Genomic DNA, 18,464 nt, shown 5'->3' with positions numbered 1-18,464 from the left:
AGGACCCTATTGAGTTGACGGAAGGAAGCCGATGTCGGTTTTGCAGGTGAATGGCGGGCGACCGCTGCAGGGCGAGATAACCGTGCGGGGAGCCAAGAACCTGGTCCCCAAAGCTATGGTGGCCTCGTTACTTTCCCCGGAAACATCCCAGCTGGCGTCGGTGCCGGACATTCGTGACGTTGAAGTGGTCACGAAACTGCTGAACTTGCACGGGGTTGCCGTCGACTTTGACAAGACCGAGGGCGTGTTGACGATGAATCCCGCCCAGGTCGTCGCGGCTTCTGTGCATGACATTGACCGGCACGCCGGTTCGTCGCGTATCCCCATTTTGCTGTGCGGACCGCTGCTGCATCGGCTGGGCGAGGCGATTATTCCTAATCTGGGCGGCTGCAATATCGGCGGGCGGCCCATTGATTTTCATCTGAATACGTTGCGGGCTTTCGGGGCAGAAGTAGAGAAACTCCCTAATGGCATTCACCTCTCCGCCCCCAACGGGTTGGAGGGTACGAAAGTCGAGTTGCCCTACCCGAGCGTGGGAGCTACCGAACAAACCTTGCTAACCGCGGTGCGGGCACGGGGCATCACTGAGCTGCGCGGGGCAGCGGTAGAGCCCGAAATTATGGATTTGGTTGCTATCTTGCAAAAGATGGGCGCAATTATTTCCGTGGACACCGATCGAGTCATCCGCATCGAGGGAGTTGATGAGCTGCGCGGATTTACCCATACCGCCCTGCCGGATCGGATTGAGGCGGCTTCCTGGGCCTCCGCGGCACTGGTGACTGGGGGAGACATCACGGTCAAGGGTGCCCGCCAGGCTGACATGATGACCTTCCTCAACACGTTCCGCAAGGTTGGCGGGGATTTCGACATTACTGAGGATTCGATTCGGTTCCGTCACGGTACCCGGGGCGATTTGAAATCGATTGTGCTGGAAACTAATGTCCATCCCGGTTTCATGACTGACTGGCAGCAGCCTCTGGTGGTGGCGCTGACGCAGGCTCAGGGTTTGTCGATTGTGCACGAGACAGTGTATGAAAATCGTTTCGGTTTCACCGAAGCGCTGCGTCGGATGGGGGCGCATATTCAGGTCTATCGCGAGTGCTTGGGCGGACTGCAGTGTCGTTTCGGCGCACGGAACTTTTACCATTCCGCGGTCATCTCGGGACCGACCCCGTTGCATGGCACAGATATCGAGGTTCCGGATTTGCGTGGCGGTTTCTCGCACCTGATTGCAGCTTTGGCGGCGCAGGGCGTATCGAATGTTTCCGGGGTGGACATCATCAATCGTGGCTATGAAAACTTTATGAACAAGCTCAGGGCGTTGGACGCACGGGTGGAGCTGCACTCATGACGAAATTTTCTGGTCCTGACCGCACCAGGCTGGTCGCGCAGTTTTCCCGTCCTTTTCGGCTGAACCGGGCGGGTCGTCCCGCGATGGGGTGGGTGTATTTTTGGGCTTCGCTGCCGGTGCGCGGAGCGCTGATAGCGCTGATGAAGCGGCACTATGCGGGGGTGGAACACCTGCCTGAGAGCGGTGGTTTCATCGCTGTGTCCAACCATGTTACGGAAATCGACTCGGTCACGTTTGCGCAATTCTTGGTGGCTAATCACTATTCCCCGCGCATGTTGGTGAAAGAAGAAATGATGCACTGGCCGGTGGTGGGTTTTTGTGCCCGACATTCCCGGATGATTCCGGTGTTTCGGGAGACCTCCCATGCGGCGGATTCCTTGATTGCCGCCAAAGCTGCCCTGAAAGTGGGAGAGTGCGTGGGAATGTTCCCGGAAGGTACCCTCACTCGTGACCCCGAACTGTGGCCGATGAAAGGACATACCGGCGCGGCGCGTTTGGCGTTGGAAACTCACGTCCCGGTCGTGCCCGTCGCCCAGTGGGGATCGCATAAGACCTTGGCGCCTTATGGAAAACTGCACTGGCCACCTCGTGGTCGGGTGTCGCTGGTGGCAGGTTCCCCCGTCGACTTGAGCGACCTCTACGGGAAACATGACGAGCCCGAGGCTGTTACTGAGGCGACCCGGCGGATTATGGCAGACCTGACGGGACTGTTGCGGAGTCTGCGACCTGGTGAAGAACCTCCCGCGAAAGTGTGGGATATGAAGGTTGACGGCGACCGCTACGGACGTAAGAAAAATCGCGCTAAGAGTGGGAAAAAATCGCGTTAGACCTGACCTTGCTAAACACCCGGAGATGAAAGGGGGCGAGTGTTGCGAGACTCCGAAGATGACGCCGACGAGGCTATCTGGGACCGGAAAATGAAAAAAACCATGATAGGGGCTTTCGTTTTCTTTGCTGCCGGATTGCTGCTGGCGTGGGAATTTGGTCATCTCAATGGCAACCATCCAGAGCAGCGCTCCGCCGATGTTTCCGCTCGGGAACAGACCTATTGGAAACAGATTACTTTCCTGAACCCCGGTTTCCCACCCGAACTGCGCAAAGAGGTCACCAAAATGGGGTGGCGGGCGTGCGGAAAGCTGGAATCCGGTTGGAATCCGACCCAGGTGTTGGCGTTTATTTCCGAAAGTGACAGCGGCTTTGACTCCGACAAGCTGCCGATGCCCGCAACGCAGGTGCAATTCTGGATCGGGGTCGAGCAATCCGCGGCGATGTCCCTGTGTCCCAAACAGGAATCTAAATTGGACGGCTGGCTGGAAAACTTTGCCCCCAAACCGGCTCCCACGCCTACCGTCACTGAGCCAGCCTAGAGAAATTCAAGAAAATCCACTGAAAGGACTAAAGTTTTACCCATGAGTAAAGGCGAACAAAAGACCAGGGTAGCGGTTATTTTTGGCGGACGCAGCGGGGAACACTCGATTTCTTGCGCCACCGCAGCGGGAGTACTCGACCATATCGACCGCACACGTTTTGAACCGGTACCGATTGGAATCACTAAGGCCGGAGCGTGGGTGTTGATGCCCGATGAGTCCGATTCGCTGCGTCTGCAGGATGGTCAGGGCGCTGAAATTGAGGATAACGGGACTTTTGTGGCGCTGGTGCCACAAAACCAGCATCTATTCTTTTGGGATTCCCGCACCCCCAGCTCTCCCATTAAGGACCTGGGGCGCATTGACGTGGTGATGCCACTGTTGCACGGACCTTATGGGGAGGACGGGACCATTCAGGGTCTGTGTGAGATGGTTGGCGTGCCCTATACCGGGTGCGGGGTGGGAGCCTCCTCTAACGGTATGGACAAGGGGTGTGCGAAAGTCCTCTTGGAGCACGGGGGAATTCCGGTGGGGCGCTACCACGTCATCAGCGATTTCGATTGGCGTCACCGTGCGGACGAAGTCCCGACCCCGATTTTGTCTTGGGGTTTGCCGGTCTTTGTGAAGCCGGCACGTGCCGGGTCTTCCCTGGGGGTCACCAGGGTGGACTCGTGGCAGGACTTTGAGGCTGCGGTCGTCGCGGCACGCCGTCATGACCCGAAAGTTATCGTGGAAGCCGCGGTGCAGGGCGCTCGTGAAATTGAGTGTGCCGTGTTGGAAGGTCGTGCCGGAGGAGCCCCCCGAACCACTCCACCGGGGGAGGTCGTGATGGTTTCCACCCCTGGAATGTACGATTTCCAATCCAAGTATTTCGCGAATGAGGCGGTGCAGCTGCAGATTCCCGCCCAGATTCCCGCCGGGGTTGCGGCGCAAATTCAGAGCTACGCCCGCCAGGCTTTCCAGATTCTGGGTGGCGAGGGGCTGAGTCGAGTGGACTTTTTCTATGTGCCTGATACCGGGGAAATTATCCTCAACGAAGTCAACACTATGCCCGGCATGACGCCCTATTCCCTATATCCGGGAATGTGGGAGAACGTCGGGCTGTCCTACACAGACCTGGTTACCGAACTCATCGAGCTGGCTTTGGCTCATCCGCAAGGGTTGCGGTGAGCCGCGGTCCAGTTATTGTCCCGCCCGGAGGGGACCCGTCAACCAAAACTACAGATAGAATGAATGTAAATCGAAAGGACAACGATGTCAGACAATAAAGTCATTTTGGTAATGAGCTCCGAGACTCCCCACGGGCTGGAAGGTGACCAGTACTTGTGCGATGCCTTGCGTGACCACGGTATCGAACCCGTCTTGCGCAACTGGGACGACCCCAGCGTGGACTGGTCAGAAGGTCGTTTCGCTGTGTTGCGTTCGACACCGAACTATTCGCACTGCCATGAGGAATTCCTGAAGTGGGCGCATTCCGTGCCAAAGTTGCTGAACAGCCCCGAAATCCTGGAATGGAACATAGATAAGCATTATCTGCGTGAGCTGGAAAAGCTGGGAATGCCCATCATCCCGACTATTTGGCTGGAACCTGAACAGAACTTAACTAAACACCAGGTGCACTCCCGTTTCCCCGCCTTTGGTGACTTCGTGGTGAAGCCGACCATCTCTAGCGGGGGGCGCGGGGTGGGGCGCTACACTTCGACTTCCGCCGATTCCCGACGCGAAGCTATCGAACATGCTATGGATCTGCTGGCGAGCGGTTCGGGTGTGATGATTCAACGCTACTTGGAGCAAGTCGATACGCAAGGCGAAGTCTCCCTGGTGTACTACAACGGGGTCATTTCTCACACCGTACAAAAGACGGCTATGTTGCACGCCGCCTGCGATGGTCCCGAACCGGAACAGATTGTCACCGCTCGTTATCCCAGTCAGGAAGAATGGGGATGGGGCGAACGGGTGCGCCGTTATGTCCACGACTACATTAAGCATACCTCAGAGCACGATACTCAAGTACTTTATGGTCGTGTTGACCTGGTAGCAGACGGCAAAGGCTCCTACTATGTCATGGAAATATCGCTGGTAGAAGGCAACCTGTATCTGGAATCAACGAGCGAAGCCGTGGACAACTTCGTGGACGCCATCGTCCAGCGTTACTACTGGTAAGCGATTCTTTCGGTAGCCGTCGAGGTTTACCGAGCGTCCTCGTCAACCCAGTCAAAAGTCCGGGTCACGGCTTTCTTCCACAAGCGCAGGGTGCGGTCTCGTTCTGTCGGGTCCATAGTGGGGTTCCACCGGTAGTGTTCCTGCCAGTTATTGGTGACGTCCGCGGTACCACTCCAAAAGCCGACGGCGATACCGGCGGCGTAGGCTGCTCCGAGAGCCGTTGTTTCGGCGACTGTGGGCAACACCACCGGTACGCCCAAAATATCGGACTGAAACTGCATCAGCAGGTTGTTTGCCGTCATCCCGCCGTCAACACGCAACTCGCCGAGGCGCACTTGAGAATCTGACTCCATCGCGTCCAAGACTTCCCTGGTCTGGAATGCGGTGGCTTCCAGGGCGGCACGTGCCAAGTGTGCTTTCGTGTTATAGCGAGTCATGCCAACAATCGTCCCGCGAGCATCGCCCTTCCAGTAAGGCGCGAACAGCCCGGAAAATGCCGGCACGAAATAGACTCCACCGTTGTCTTTCACGGAGGAAGCCAAATCTTCCACGTCATCGGAAGCCGCGATAATGTTCAGATTGTCGCGCAGCCATTGAATCAGCGAGCCGGTCACGGCGATGGACCCCTCCAACGCATAGACGGTCGGCTCGTTGCCAATCTTGTAGCAAACCGTGGTGATCATGCCATTTTCCGAGGGCATCGGGGTGGTGCCGGTATTCATCAGCATGAAACAACCGGTGCCGTAGGTATTCTTTGCCATTCCTGGTTCGAAACATGCCTGACCAAAGGTCGCGGCCTGCTGATCCCCCAAATCTCCGGCGACCGGCACTCCTGCCAGTAAACCATCCTGACGGCACTGACCGTAAACTTCTGACGAGGAACGAATCTCAGGCAACATGCTCAAGGGAATCCCGGCCTCCTGGCAGATGTCCTCGCGCCAATGCAAAGTGTGAAGGTCCATCAGCATGGTGCGCGAAGCGTTGGTCACGTCGGTGACGTGCAGACCGCCGTTAATGCCTCCGGTCATGTTCCAGATGACCCAGGTGTCCGGGTTGCCGAACAGCAACTCGCCTCGTTCGGCACGCTCCCGCGCTTCGGGCACATTTTCCAAAATCCACATAATTTTCGTGATAGACGCATAGGTGGACAGGGTTTCGCCCACTATCGGACGCCACCGATCCGGTCCACCGTTTGCTGCCAACCGGTCCACCAGGTCTTGGGAACGAGTATCCTGCCACACAATCGCGTTATATATGGGCTGACCGGTGTTTTTGTCCCACACAATCGTGGTTTCGCGCTGGTTCGTGATGCCCAGGGCAGCGATGTCGTGGTGGTTGAGCTCCATTCCAGTTTGTTTCGTGGCGTTAGCCAGGGCACGCCCCACGACTTCCCGCACGTTGAACCAGATTTCGGAAGCATCGTGTTCGACCCAACCGGGAGATGGAAAAATCTGTTCATGCTCCATCTGACCGACCGAAACTATGCGACCGTAGTGGTCAAAAATAATGGCCCGAGACGAAGTCGTGCCCTGGTCAATCGCCATCACATATTTTTTCTGAGACATCGTTGTCTTCCTTTCATATTGTTTTTTCGTCAGACTGAGGCGTTTTGGGGGAGCATTCAGGGAGAACCGCTTGCGCCCTGACTCGGCAATCCCAGTGCACGTGCGAGAATCTCGATGGGGTGAACGACTTCGGCACCGGTGCCTTTCCGGATTTGCCAGCGGCACGTCTCGGTGTCGCAAGCCGCGAGGTGGGGATTGACGGCTTTAATTTTTGCAAATAACGGCTTGCCGATGGCTTGCGCCACGGCGAATTTTTCTTTTTTCAGACCGTAGGTTCCGGCGATACCGCAGCAGGGCTGTCCAGAGTCCACCACGTGTACACCGGGAATGGTTTCCAGCATCCGTATCGCAGGTTTGCCGATGCCCTGGGATTTCACTTGGCAGGGCTGGTGATAGGTCAGAGTCAGATTCAGCGGTCGCAAGTCTGCTTCCGGGAATTCTCCCTCGTCCATCAGGTGCGCGATGAATTCGGAAGTTTCAAACAGGCGCGCGCCCACGTCTTGTAACACGGCATCGTTTAGTCCCATGATTTCGCGGGCTTCGTGGCGCAGCATTCCCGCGCAAGATCCGGAAGAAGAAACAATTTGCAGGTGTTTCCCGACGCGCTGCAGCTGGCGTGCCAGCTGCAAGACGCTGCGTGAAGCCTCATTGAACAGTCCGTTGGACTGCGATGCCAGACCGCAGCAACCCTGTTTCGGGACGATGACGCGATAACCCAGGTATTCCAACACCTCGACTGTCGCGATGGAAGTTGACAGTTCAAAGTACGCTCCGGCGCAACCATGGAAGAACACGATAGGACCGCGATGCCACCGGGCTTCAGCAGGCAGGTACCTGGTTGACTGGGTACGATGCGGGACATAGGGGCCGCCATAGACCGCCTTTTCATGTTTCCTCCACCAGGTCAAGAAGCTGGTGGATTGAGCGACCGGGGTGGGTGCGTCGGCATGAACCCCAATGAGGGCTTGCACAAGCTTGCGAATCGGGCGGTTCCCTAGTGCAGCGTTCGCGAGGGGGGCCAGCGGGGTTAGCAGTTTGCCTTCCAGTTCCGTTTGGGTAATCAGGCGGTCGCGTACAGGCATGTGATCAGCTTTCATGACGGCACGAGCCTGGGCGTTGAGCTCGGCAATTTTCACCCCCTGTGGGCAGACGGTGGTGCAGATGGAACAGCCGGAACAGTAATCGAGGGACTTATCCACTGACTGCCCCTTGCGGAACCGTTCCGCTTGCGGACCCACGAACTTGGGTCCGGAAAAGTTCGGAGTAACCCGCAGGACCGGGCATTGCGTCTCGCAGATGGTGCATTTCAGGCACTGATCCAGAGAAGTGCGCGCTAAGTTCGCTTTGGCATAGTCGAGTGCAGTGTGGTGCGTCATGAATGGCTCCTCTCAGGGGACGCCAAAGCTTGCACAGCTGCCCAGGCACTGCCTAAGGCGAGACCTTCCCCGGACAGCTCGCGCCACGGAGCGCAGGCTCCTAGCATTTCTCCCAAGCAAAACACGTTTTCGTAAAGTCGGTGCCCGGATTCGTCAACGGGACGCATCGTGGCGTCGACCGCTACTCCTGACATCAGAATTCTCTCTAGCTCCTGGCGATTTATTCGGTCAATTTGGTGAATGGAATTGATGTAGCCGGTAGCCTCTGGAACGGGGGTGAATACAGGAAGATTAAAGACCTTTTCTTGGATATTTAAGTGTGAGTCTCGCTCAAAGTTGCCCGACGTCAGCCCACCCGCTGCGTCCAAAACCGCGTCAATTTTGACTTCGTCCACGCCCCCGGCGCGTGCGACCCGCAGCGCGGACACAGTACCGTTCTTACTGGCTGCTGACAAAACCTCGCAGTTGGTGCGGATGTCCACCCGAGCCTCGCGACAGCTGTTTACCAGGATGTCGTAGGCGCGCCGACCCAAGATAGACGGTGGAACGGTGGGAACTTCGGCGACCGGCGCGTGAACCAGGGCTTGAAATTCGCGAAAAGTTTGCGGGTTCAATCCCAGCAGAGCAGGAATGAGGATTGTTTCTCCGCTTTTGACCGTGTTATTCAGCAGGGTCGCAAATTTTTGACGCAGTTTACCGGCTCGCTGCGGATCTAGGTCAGCGATGTCCAAGTTTCGGGCATAGTCTGTGGCAGTGACATCGGCTTCATCTCCGCGACCGCTGAAGTCCAGGGTCACGGCGCGGGCGGAAAGTGAGAACCGCTCAGCACGATTGAGGTTGTCTGCGATGAGAGTTGCGGGAAAGTCTTTGAACTGTTTCAAGCCTACTACCAGCAGTTTCATCTGGTCGTGCAGCGCCCCCGCGGCGCAGGTTTGGGGAACCAAGTAAGTAGGTCGGACGGAACCGAGGGCAGAAGCTAAGAACGTGTTTGCATTCGCGGTGTTGGCAGCAGCCCAAAAATCGGGCAGGGCTTGACGATACCACTCCATCCCGGCGCGCAAGTGCGGTGTTCCGATTTGGTGATAGGGATGGTTGTCTGGCAGATTCGTAACGGCTTGGTAGGGGTTGTCAACGATTGAGTGGGGGGCATTAGGGAGGTAACCCAATAAGTCACCGGTACCAGCAGAAAGCGCCATTCCGCCGATACCTTTAGTGTATACCGTAACTTGGTATCCCTTTTCTCGAGCCATTAGCGCGGCGCTTAAACCTGCCAAGCCGGCACCGATTACTGCGATTTTCATCGGGCACCTCCTGTCGGTTCGGCATGATCTGTGCCGTGATTCAAAGCCAGGTCGCCAGTGGCTCGACTAGACTCCGAGGTGGGACCGGGCAAATGCTCCAAGTCTAAGGTTCCCATAATCCATCTCTGCAGAGCCATTTCACGCGCCAATGCTCCGTAGAGAATAGGAGTAATTCCTCCCAAGCGGTTGGACAGGAACAGGTTCAGCATGGTGGTGCTGACGTCGGCACGCAGTGCCGCGGGGCAGGTGGTAGCGGCAGGGATAACGGTATTGGAAGTGGGAGAATCTGGGGGAGTTGCCACCGCAGAAGTGGGCGGTGTTGGGAGATTCTGCAAGCGAAAATCGTGGATAATGCCCGCGGTGCGTGCCCCGCAAAAACTGCCTTGGCAAGGTCCCATACCGATGCGCAGATGGCGGCGTAAATCGTCGATGTTAGCCAAAGGATTTTCAGCCAGGGTCTCCAGAATCATCCGCTGGTTTACCAATTCGCATTCACAAATAATGGGGTCGTCGTGGCGGTCTGTCTCTCGGGCTTGCAGCCGGTCAGACAGGTGACTGAAGCGGCGCGCTTGGGCGGAGGGAACTGGTTCTTGGGCAGTGGTGCAGACCCGATTATCGTGCAGTTGGTGACACATAATGTTGACGACTTTTTCCGCCATCAGGCGGTAAGTCGTGAGTTTGCCACCCGCGATGGTCAGGAAACCGCGGATGTCATCGCGTTCCTGGTGGTCGAGGATAGCCATACCCCGCGTCATGTGCCGAGTGTCATTAGCGCTGACGCGACTATCACGCAGCAGCGGGCGAGCTCCTGCCCAGACGTGCAGGGCGCGAGCTTGACGCAAACCAGGAACCAACTGCTCACCCTTGTCGAGCATTTGTTGGACTTCTTCCGGCTTTATGTCCAGGAAATCTGGTTTAGCCGCCGGCTGGTCGGTGGTGCCAATGATGCAGATTGGGTGAGCTGGCACCAAGATGTCGCCGTCACCGGAGAGGGCACAACGGTTGATGACATGATGTACCAAGCGTTGATTAAAACCAATCATTATACCCCGACCGGGTATAATTTCTATATTATCGGCACCTGCCAGTTTAGCAATCTGACCAGCCCAGGGACCGGCGGCGTTAATTATGAAGCGACAATCAACGTGAACCTCCGCGCCGGTCTTTTCGTTTCGTGCTGACACCGCGCAGACTGCGCCGTCTCTAACGACGATTGTCTGGACTCGATGGTACGGCAGAATTTTTGCCCCGTATTCCCGGGCGGATTCCAGGGCTCCCCAGATGAGTTTCCATCCGTCAACTGCGCCATCATTGACCCGGAAAGCGCGTTTAATCTGTGGATTGAGTCGCGGTTCCATCTTAAAAGCGGTGTTGAGTGGGATTTCTTCGCAGGTTACCCCTGCTTTGAGGGCGGCTGGTAGGAAACGGTCTGCATAGTCTTCGGGGTCGTCGGGGGTCAGCACGAACATACCACCGACGTCTTCCAGCGCATCAGCATTGATACGTCGCAAAATAGCATTTTCATCGGCGCATTGAGTCGCAGATTCGGGGTCCGAGATGACGTAGCGTCCACCCGAGTGCAGTAGTCCGTGATAACGGGCAGACGTTCCTTGCCCTATATCGGCTCGTTCCAACAGAATGACATCGTAGCCGCGCATTGCGGCATCGCGAGCCACCCCCGCACCGGTAGCGCCACCCCCGATAACAACGAGGTCAGCGTGCAGGCGGGTGACGGAACTCATGGTAAAAGCCTAGCTGATGCAGACGGCACTGGGGGCATTTCGCGCTGGTGGCGCCGCCTGACCGGGGTTTCTTGGTGGAGTTGGTTGCACGAGTGACCGATTTTAGAGTGTTCAGGCAGAATTTTTCCTGATTGCAAATTGTGTATGTGCAGATAGGGGCATTTTGCCAGTGACAATAGGAGAATTCTGGGAAATGAAATCGGTCGTTCGTGCACATACAGAGAATCGTGGCGGCATATATGCGCCGGGTGTGCCGACCGATGGACAGAATTCCGCGCTGGAGATACAATGGGATACTTGCCTTTGGCAGAGATAACTGAATAGCGGGGGTGATCGGTTTCGACGGTCGGTAGTGTCTTGAGAGAAGCGGGTCGAGGAGGTGTCCTCATCTCGTAAACGACGGATACGAAACAATAAGTGCTGAACGTAACAGTACTGAATCCTTCGCCTTGGCTGCTTAACCCAAGGGAACTGATTCCGTCAGCCCGCAGTTGCTCTAGCTGCGGATCCTGGCGTCGTTTTTAGAGCCACTGGAATCGCCTGGGTTACTTAGGTTGATTCGAGATTTTTAGGTAACTTTAGCCCGATGTAGCCCGGTCTGTGGGCGGCATGGGGTCGAGAATCTAATACAGACTGCACCCGGAGAAGAAGCAAGTATTCCCGATCGGACGGGGGTTCAATTCCCCCCACCTCCACGAGCGGCTAAACCTGCAGGTCAAAGACCTGCGGGTTTAGCCGTTTAAGGTGAGGGCAGCGGAGAATTGAACCCCCGTAGCGCGATGGCAGCGGCGGTAAGCCGCGTGAGCCACCGCGCAACAGTGCGGAGGCGTGAAAACGGCACTGGTGTGCCGTTTTAGCCGGAGCACCTCTAAGCGCGCTTGCGCTCGTTCCCCCCACCTCCACCATTAGGACGCTCATTTTGATACAAAGTATCGAGGTGGGCGTCTTTTGTTGTGTTAGCGGTGTTTGTGCTTGTTAGGGTGCTGTTCGGCGCGTCACTGTAGCGTGTTTCGGGGTGTTTGACGGGGTTGTGGCGGTAGTTTCGCATCCTCGCGTCGGTTTATGCGGCTTTGGATAGTGAGTTCCAGTTCAAAGCACAGATCGCCATTTGTGGTGCTCGTAAATGTTGAGGTTGTGTCGGTGGCTATTACGCCTTGACAAGTTAGGTAAGGCGTGCCTTATAATACTGAACGATGATTCAAGATTGTCAGGAGGTGTATGTGCCACAGGTGTTGAAGGAAGAGGTGCGTGACGGCTTGGTTGCTGCTGCCTCTGAAGTCTTTTTCGCCAAAGGTTTCGCTAGGGCGCGCCTTGCTGACATTGCGAGTAGGGCTGGAGTTTCGACAGGGCTGGCTTATTCTTATTTTAAGAATAAAGAGGCGCTGTTCCAAACTGTTATCTCACCGCTGCCGCTTGATTTTGAGGCAATAGCACATGAGGAAGAAGCCATTGAAAAAGGTTCACCCTTCGATAAATATAAAGAGGTAGCCGCAGGGTATATCGAGACTATTCTTCGTCACCATCGAGAGTTTGTAATTTTGATTGACAAAAGTCAGGGCACGGCTTACGAGGGTGCTAAAGAATCTTTAATTGCTTCTGTGCAGTCACATATTGAGCGTGAGTTCATAAAGAATAAAAAGGGGCCTTATCCGGCGCTGCTACCCCACATATTAGCTAGCAATTTTGTTGCAGGGCTGCTAGAGATTGCTCGGCATTACGAGAGTCCTGAGCAGGCGAGAGAACTTTTAGGGCTGGTTATTGGCTGCTATTACAAAGGGGTGAACTCCCTTTGAAGTGTTTAACTCTTGTCTATGGTGGGAGGATTTATTTTTTTGCCTCAAAACTGAATATTAATTCATTATTGAGGGGTGGGGTATGTCTGCTAGCAAGAAATTAGTTGACAGGGTTCGCTCTGAGAGTCTTTTGTCTAACTTGCTGACCTGTGTCAGTACGGTTCTTGGTCTTGTCCCGGCAGTTGCGGTTGTGTATTTGATTGGTAGGCTTTGGCGCGCGCAGTTAAGCACGCCTGACCTGTGGATGGCTGCTGGAGTGTTGCTACTTGTGTTGCTGGTAAAAGCGCTGGTGACGTTTGTGGCCACGTGGCAGGCACACCGGGTTGCATATGGGTGTTTGACTGATTTGCGACAAGAGATTCTTTCGCATCTTCGTCGGTTGCCGCTGGGGTTTTTCCAGACTAGAAAAGTCGGCGATCTTGCCACTGTGATGAAAAATGATGTTGAACAGGTCGAGGTTTATCTAGCTCACGGTCTGCCTGAGACAGCGTCGGCCATGGCTGTTCCGGTGGCGGTGACTATTGCGATGTTGGTGCTGGACCTGCGGTTAGCACTAGCGATGGTGTGTGGTCTGCCAATCATGATGTTCATCAAGAAGGTTTCGGCTGCGAAGTGGGCTAAAGGGTTTGAAATAGTTGCTAAATATAACACCACCTTGCAAGAACGTTTAACCGAATACGTTTCTACCATCCCGGTCATTAAGGCGTTTTCTAAGAGTGAGGATAAGACAACAAAGGTTATTGAGGCTTCAGATGATTACGTGACTTGGGTGACCAGGTCTATGAACACGATTTCCGTTCCGATGGGGCTTATTGGTTTGTGTATGGAATCGGGGCTGGCGGCTGTGGTGGCTGTAGGTGCCTGGCTGTTACAAAACGGTCACATTGGTGTGGAGAGCCTGATTGTTGCGATAATGCTTGCTGGTGCCTTCACTTCCTCTGTGGCTAAAACGGCCACGCTTCAGCATTATAGGGTGATGTACAACCAGGCGATGTCAGCGATTAGCTCCATAGTGGAGGCACCTGTCGGTCAACGCCCCACAGTAACCAAGATTGCTTGCTACGGTGATCTGGTTGTTGATGGAGTGAGTTTTACTTACCCGAACAAAGACGTTGAATCCTTGAGTGACGTGAACCTGGTTTTTCCTAGTAAAACCACCACGGCTTTGGTGGGGGCGTCCGGGTCTGGGAAAACCACGTTAGCTCATCTTTTAATGGGCTTTTGGGATCCAACCCAGGGGAGAATCACGCTCGGTGGAGTCGATTGTACTCAAACCAGTCAGCAGGATTGGTCGGCTCTTTTCGCTATCGTGCAGCAGGACGTGTTCATGTTTAACCTCTCTTTGGAGGACAACATTCGTATCGGCAATCAGGCAGCAACTTTTGACCAGATTGTTGCGGCAGCTAAAAAGGCCCGGATTCATGAGTTCATTGAAAGCTTGCCTAAGGGATATGCCACCTTGGCAGGTGAGGCAGGAAACAGATTTTCTGGTGGGCAAAAACAGCGGTTGTCTATTGCTAGGGCGATACTGAAAGACTGCCCAATCATCATCTTAGATGAAGCAACCAGCGCCCTTGACTGCGATAACGAGGCATTGGTTCGTGAGGCTATCGACGAATTAGGTAAACAGAAAACGATTATAACCATCGCTCACCATCTGGACACGGTAGCAACAGCAGATCAGATAGTTGTCATGGATGCTGGGCGGGTACTTGCTACGGGTACTCATATAGATTTGTTGGCGCACTGTGGGCAATACCGAAAACTGGTTTCCGCTCAGCATCTTGTTGATACCTGGGACATTAAGCAGGTGCGATGATGGTCAGACGCATATTCCAAACAATGAGTGCCAGCGGACGAGCAATGATCATCCGCAGTGTTTTAGGTTTTGTGATTTATGCATGGTGTGGTGTAGCGATTATGCTCACCGCTCTTATCGCCATCAAATCAGCATTAGATGACACCATGAATCTTGCCATAATTAGCGCAATTATAGCGGGATTACTTGTAATAAAAACAGGTGCTGGAATCGTTGCAGATAAGCAAAAACATCAGGCTGGGTTCGATTTAACTTTCCAAATTCGCTGCCGTATCGTCGCTAAACTCAAAAAACTCTCCCTGGGGTATTACACGAAAAGCAGACTAGGAGAAATCAGCGAAATCATCCACAAAGATGTGGACAATATGGAGTTAGTCGTCGGGCATTTATGGACGCGAATGTTTGCCGACATTATCGTCTTCATAACCATTCTTGCCGGTCTTAGCTATTTTGACTGGCGCATGACGCTACTTATGATTGCGGCGCTGCCGGTGGGCATAGTCTGGCTAGTGGTCGGGCTGCATCATGCACGACGTTTGGAAAAAGAAGTGGGCAACGCTGGGGCAAACGTAGCTAGTCTGTTCGTTGAATACGTGCGGGGTATGCCCGTGCTGAAAGCATTTTCACGAAGCCGTAGCTTGGATGAGCTGCTATCGAGTTCTGTAACCGATTTCGGGGTGGCCAGCACCCGTGCGGCACGTAATCGGGTCTTCGTGCTCTCCATCTACAACCTTATTGTTGACGTATCCTTCGTTATCGCCATCACAGGCGGGTTATTTATGGCACTAGCGGGGAAACTGGATATTTTTTCTTTCTTGGTTTTCGTCGTTGTGGCACCTGAACTGTACAAACCGTTCTTTGCCTTAGAAGGCCATTGGATGAACTATCTGAAAGCTGTTGACTCTTTTACAAGAATCTTGAAAGTAACAGAGGCTCCAGCCGTGAGCGAGGTTGAAAACCCGACTAAACCACACAGTTTCGATATCGAATTTGACCACGTCACGTTTTCTTACGACGGAAAGAATCTTCCGACATTAGCAGACGTGAGCTTCACGGTGCCGGAAGGAAGCCTGTGCGCCTTGGTTGGTGAGTCTGGGGCAGGGAAAACAACAATAACGAATCTGCTGCTTCGTTTCTGGGATGTCGATGCTGGTGCAATCAAAATAGGTGGCGTAGACGTGAGAAATATGCGCTATGACGACCTGCTTGAACAGACCAGCATTGTCATGCAAGACGTGAAACTTTTCGCCGACACGGTGGCAGGCAATATTCGTATCGGCAGGGCGGATGCAAGCGATGAGGATATTGTCAAGGCAGCAAAGGCAGCTCGGCTACATGACTTCATTACAACCCTACCTGACGGCTATGACACGGTTCTGGGTGAAAACGGGGTGGGGCTTTCCGGTGGTCAACGACAACGCCTGTCCGTGGCCAGAGCCTTCTTGAAAGACGCTCCCATAGTTGTATTAGACGAACCCACAGCCAACGTCGACCCAATCAATGAAGCCTTGATGCAAGAAGCGATTACTGCTTTAACAAAAAACCGAACCGTTCTTGTCATCACCCATCGTCTTTCCACTGTTCAGTCAGCAGACCAGATACTGGTTCTTCACGATGGACGCATCATACAAAAAGGCACCCATCAACAACTCCTAGCCTCACCCAACGGACCCTACCGTCTTCTGTGGGACAAAACCCGCACAGGCAAGCATGCACCCTTAGAACCCCAAAACTTGGGGAGTGCCCGATGAGCGAGGCTTTGGCAATTTCATGTAAAGACTTGGAGTTTCGTTACGCAAACTCATCGACCAGCACTATTTCAGGAATAAACCTGGACATCAAAAAAGGTGAATTCATTGTCATATCCGGGCCTAGCGGGTCAGGAAAAACCACGTTTGCCCGCTGCCTGAACGGTTTAGCTCCCCGTTTCTGGGAAGGTGAAATCTCTGGCACCATTAGCCTCAACGGGCACGAGATCGCGAGTTTAGATATTGGAACAATTGGTGCCAGGTTAGCCACAGTGTTCCAAGATCCGCGCTCGCAATTCTTCATGACCAACACAGACAGCGAAATCGCGTTCGGCTGCGCGAACCAGGGCATGAGCCGGGAACAAACGCTGACGCGGGTTGCCGCCGCCTATCAGACAATGGCAATGGAAGATCTCAAAAACCGTAGCCTGTTCACGCTCTCCAGTGGGCAGCTACAAAAAATCGCTATCGGGTCTTGCTACGCAACCAATCCGGATATTTACCTGTTTGATGAGCCTTCAGCCAACCTTGATCTTGGGGCGACAAAGAAACTGACCGAAGTTTTACGCACCCTAAAAAACAGAGGCAAAACCATAATCGTCATCGAGCACCGTCTGTTTTATCTCACTGACCTGCTCGATAGGTTCATCGTGTTTAACCACGGAGGTATCTCAGCCACCTATACCCGCACCCAGACTCACGCATTAGACGAACAATCCTTAGCGAATCACGGATTGCGGATTTTTGACCTTCGGAAACTATCTTGTAAAACCTCTAAATCCCAGACCGGTACTTCACAACTATCAAGCGAAGCAAACGGCATCGGAATTGACAATCTACGTTTTTCTCGCGCCCAGCGAAGCAACAAACCAAGAGCGTTCACACTCGGGCCGATAAACGCTAAAGCAGTGAGCGGTGAGGTCATTGCCATTGTTGGTGATAACGGAGCCGGGAAAACAACACTGGCAAGAATCTGCTGCGGTCTAGAAAAAGAATCCGACGGAAAAATACTCATCAACGGCAAACACCACACTCCCACCCATCGGCTAGGGAAAGCCACACTGGTAGTTCAAGACTCCGACTACCAACTATTCTCAGATTCTGTTGCTGATGAATTATCTATGGGAACGCAGAAACTAACAAAGACCCGGCAAGAAATCCTGGCTCAGCTCGGCCTAGAACAATTTACCGACACCCACCCGCAAGCGCTTTCTCGTGGCCAAAAACAACGCCTTACTATTGCGTGCGCAATAGCCAGCCAGGCGCAAATCCTTTTCCTGGATGAACCCACCAGTGGACTAGACAAACACAACATGACAGTAGTGGCACAACTGGTCAAAGACATGGCCAGTAGCGGACGCCTAGTGTTCCTGATATCTCACGACTTTGAGTTCCTCTGCGCGTGCGCAACCAGAATCTGGGTCATGCACGAGGGAAAAATCATAAAAGACCAATCTATGAGTGACCAGGCCATGGCTGTGCTTCGTGGGCAGTGGAACGAAAAAGTGAAAACAGGAGGGCTGTCGTGACTAAAACCCTCGATCCGCGCACAGTTCTAATCGTCGCAGCCATTATCGGCAGCCTATCCGTTTTCGCTAATCACCCCACCTCGGCTCACATAACTTTCGCTTTCGCAACACTGCTAGCGCTCGCTTTTGGTACCTGGCGTACCGCGCTCATCACAGCAGTAATCTACCTCGTGGCACAATCCCTTTCACACGCTGCCTGGCTTCTGGGAGGCCCCGCGTCCGTAGCCCTTGTCATGCTGGCCTACATGACACAAAAACTCTTAGTACTGGTCCTACTGGGATCGTTTGTATCTAAAACAACCACCCTGGAAGGTATCGGGGCAGCATTGGCGAAAATGAAAACACCTAGAACAATCACCTTGCCGCTGATGGTAATGTTCCGTTTCCTGCCAACCATCCGCAGCGACATACGCGCACTAACGGACAGCCTCAAAACCCGCGCAATCATCGATTCACCGCTGAAGTTATTTATCCATCCACTGCGATGGATAGAACTAGTCGCTGTCCCTCTACTGATGCGCGCAACCAAGATTTCCGACGAACTCACCGCGTCCGCACTCACCCGAGGACTAGGGAAAACCAAAAATCCCGCAATCATCTACTCGATGGGTTTCACCATCGCGGACCTTGCCCTATCAACCTGCGTCCTGCTAGTGACAGCTGCTGTCGGGTGGCTGCAAATGCAATCCAGTTAACACAACAAAATAACC

At 54.1% G+C, this 18,464-nt stretch carries 14 protein-coding genes and 1 other RNA gene; 11 read left to right on the top strand and 4 right to left on the bottom strand.

The features are described from left to right. Window positions 1–31: 31 nt before the first annotated feature. The 5 genes from murA to HMPREF0574_RS03165 all read left to right on the top strand — a co-directional run bounded on the left by murA (window position 32) and on the right by HMPREF0574_RS03165 (window position 4,881). Complete coding sequence (gene murA / locus HMPREF0574_RS03185) at window positions 32–1,351, top strand: UDP-N-acetylglucosamine 1-carboxyvinyltransferase (RefSeq protein ID WP_004007246.1); 1,320 nt, start codon at window positions 32–34, stop codon at window positions 1,349–1,351. Next, window positions 1,348–2,178, top strand: a complete 831-nt coding sequence (locus HMPREF0574_RS03180; protein ID WP_004007245.1) for a lysophospholipid acyltransferase family protein — start codon at window positions 1,348–1,350, stop codon at window positions 2,176–2,178. Before murA ends, HMPREF0574_RS03180 begins: the two co-directional genes overlap by 4 nt. Window positions 2,179–2,217: 39 nt before the next feature. Then, entirely contained in the window at window positions 2,218–2,718 is a 501-nt protein-coding gene (locus tag HMPREF0574_RS03175; RefSeq protein WP_004007244.1) for a DUF732 domain-containing protein, read from the top strand. A 42-nt stretch (window positions 2,719–2,760) separates the two neighbouring features. Beyond that, a complete protein-coding gene (locus HMPREF0574_RS03170; RefSeq protein WP_004007243.1) occupies window positions 2,761–3,888 on the top strand; it encodes a D-alanine--D-alanine ligase family protein in 1,128 nt (375 codons plus the stop codon). Window positions 3,889–3,972: 84 nt separating this feature from the next. Continuing rightward, the gene (locus HMPREF0574_RS03165; protein ID WP_004007242.1) at window positions 3,973–4,881 is read left to right on the top strand and encodes an ATP-grasp domain-containing protein; all 909 of its coding nucleotides are present in this window, start codon (window positions 3,973–3,975) and stop codon (window positions 4,879–4,881) included. Between the two features lie 26 nt (window positions 4,882–4,907). Here HMPREF0574_RS03165 and glpK read toward each other — a convergent pair whose 3' ends face one another. The 4 genes from glpK to glpA are packed head-to-tail and all read right to left on the bottom strand — an operon-like array spanning window position 4,908 to window position 10,865. Next, on the bottom strand, window positions 4,908–6,446 hold the full coding sequence (glpK, locus tag HMPREF0574_RS03160; protein WP_004007241.1) for a glycerol kinase GlpK: 1,539 nt from the start codon (window positions 6,444–6,446) through the stop codon (window positions 4,908–4,910). A 56-nt stretch (window positions 6,447–6,502) separates the two neighbouring features. Next, a complete protein-coding gene (locus tag HMPREF0574_RS03155) occupies window positions 6,503–7,822 on the bottom strand; it encodes an anaerobic glycerol-3-phosphate dehydrogenase subunit C (RefSeq protein WP_004007240.1) in 1,320 nt (439 codons plus the stop codon). Next, on the bottom strand, window positions 7,819–9,123 hold the full coding sequence (gene glpB, locus HMPREF0574_RS03150) for a glycerol-3-phosphate dehydrogenase subunit GlpB (RefSeq protein ID WP_004007239.1): 1,305 nt from the start codon (window positions 9,121–9,123) through the stop codon (window positions 7,819–7,821). Before glpB ends, HMPREF0574_RS03155 begins: the two co-directional genes overlap by 4 nt. After that, on the bottom strand, window positions 9,120–10,865 hold the full coding sequence (gene glpA / locus HMPREF0574_RS03145; protein ID WP_004007238.1) for an anaerobic glycerol-3-phosphate dehydrogenase subunit GlpA: 1,746 nt from the start codon (window positions 10,863–10,865) through the stop codon (window positions 9,120–9,122). The genes glpB and glpA overlap by 4 nt, the downstream gene beginning before the upstream one ends. 325 nt (window positions 10,866–11,190) lie before the next feature. Between glpA and ssrA the strand changes: the two genes are divergently transcribed. The 6 genes from ssrA (at window position 11,191) to HMPREF0574_RS03120 (ending at window position 18,449) form a co-directional block, all read left to right on the top strand. Next, window positions 11,191–11,563, top strand: a transfer-messenger RNA (tmRNA) gene (ssrA, locus tag HMPREF0574_RS09400). A gap of 495 nt (window positions 11,564–12,058) precedes the next feature. After that, the gene (locus HMPREF0574_RS03140) at window positions 12,059–12,658 is read left to right on the top strand and encodes a TetR/AcrR family transcriptional regulator (RefSeq protein WP_004007236.1); all 600 of its coding nucleotides are present in this window, start codon (window positions 12,059–12,061) and stop codon (window positions 12,656–12,658) included. Between the two features lie 82 nt (window positions 12,659–12,740). Continuing rightward, complete coding sequence (locus HMPREF0574_RS03135) at window positions 12,741–14,477, top strand: ABC transporter ATP-binding protein (RefSeq protein ID WP_004007235.1); 1,737 nt, start codon at window positions 12,741–12,743, stop codon at window positions 14,475–14,477. A 23-nt stretch (window positions 14,478–14,500) separates the two neighbouring features. Beyond that, window positions 14,501–16,228, top strand: a complete 1,728-nt coding sequence (locus HMPREF0574_RS03130; protein ID WP_236585836.1) for an ABC transporter ATP-binding protein — start codon at window positions 14,501–14,503, stop codon at window positions 16,226–16,228. Beyond that, a complete protein-coding gene (locus HMPREF0574_RS03125) occupies window positions 16,225–17,754 on the top strand; it encodes an ABC transporter ATP-binding protein (protein ID WP_004007233.1) in 1,530 nt (509 codons plus the stop codon). The genes HMPREF0574_RS03130 and HMPREF0574_RS03125 overlap by 4 nt, the downstream gene beginning before the upstream one ends. Next, on the top strand, window positions 17,751–18,449 hold the full coding sequence (locus HMPREF0574_RS03120) for an energy-coupling factor transporter transmembrane component T (protein WP_004007232.1): 699 nt from the start codon (window positions 17,751–17,753) through the stop codon (window positions 18,447–18,449). Before HMPREF0574_RS03125 ends, HMPREF0574_RS03120 begins: the two co-directional genes overlap by 4 nt. Window positions 18,450–18,464 lie beyond the last annotated feature (15 nt).

The organism is Mobiluncus curtisii subsp. curtisii ATCC 35241, assembly GCF_000146285.1.
Taxonomy (GTDB): domain Bacteria; phylum Actinomycetota; class Actinomycetes; order Actinomycetales; family Actinomycetaceae; genus Mobiluncus; species Mobiluncus curtisii.
The sequence above is the reverse complement of the archived record's forward strand: the minus strand, read 5'-3'. Positions and strand labels throughout refer to the sequence as shown.

Coding starts and splice junctions, on each gene's coding strand:
- glpK (WP_004007241.1), bottom strand. CDS start 6,446: ATGTCTCAGAAAAAATATGTGATGGCGATTGACCAGGGCACGACTTCG.
- glpA (WP_004007238.1), bottom strand. CDS start 10,865: ATGAGTTCCGTCACCCGCCTGCACGCTGACCTCGTTGTTATCGGGGGT.
- HMPREF0574_RS03130 (WP_236585836.1), top strand. CDS start 14,501: ATGAGTGCCAGCGGACGAGCAATGATCATCCGCAGTGTTTTAGGTTTT.
- glpB (WP_004007239.1), bottom strand. CDS start 9,123: ATGAAAATCGCAGTAATCGGTGCCGGCTTGGCAGGTTTAAGCGCCGCG.
- HMPREF0574_RS03125 (WP_004007233.1), top strand. CDS start 16,225: ATGAGCGAGGCTTTGGCAATTTCATGTAAAGACTTGGAGTTTCGTTAC.
- murA (WP_004007246.1), top strand. CDS start 32: ATGTCGGTTTTGCAGGTGAATGGCGGGCGACCGCTGCAGGGCGAGATA.
- HMPREF0574_RS03135 (WP_004007235.1), top strand. CDS start 12,741: ATGTCTGCTAGCAAGAAATTAGTTGACAGGGTTCGCTCTGAGAGTCTT.
- HMPREF0574_RS03170 (WP_004007243.1), top strand. CDS start 2,761: ATGAGTAAAGGCGAACAAAAGACCAGGGTAGCGGTTATTTTTGGCGGA.
- HMPREF0574_RS03140 (WP_004007236.1), top strand. CDS start 12,059: ATGATTCAAGATTGTCAGGAGGTGTATGTGCCACAGGTGTTGAAGGAA.
- HMPREF0574_RS03180 (WP_004007245.1), top strand. CDS start 1,348: ATGACGAAATTTTCTGGTCCTGACCGCACCAGGCTGGTCGCGCAGTTT.
- HMPREF0574_RS03155 (WP_004007240.1), bottom strand. CDS start 7,822: ATGACGCACCACACTGCACTCGACTATGCCAAAGCGAACTTAGCGCGC.
- HMPREF0574_RS03165 (WP_004007242.1), top strand. CDS start 3,973: ATGTCAGACAATAAAGTCATTTTGGTAATGAGCTCCGAGACTCCCCAC.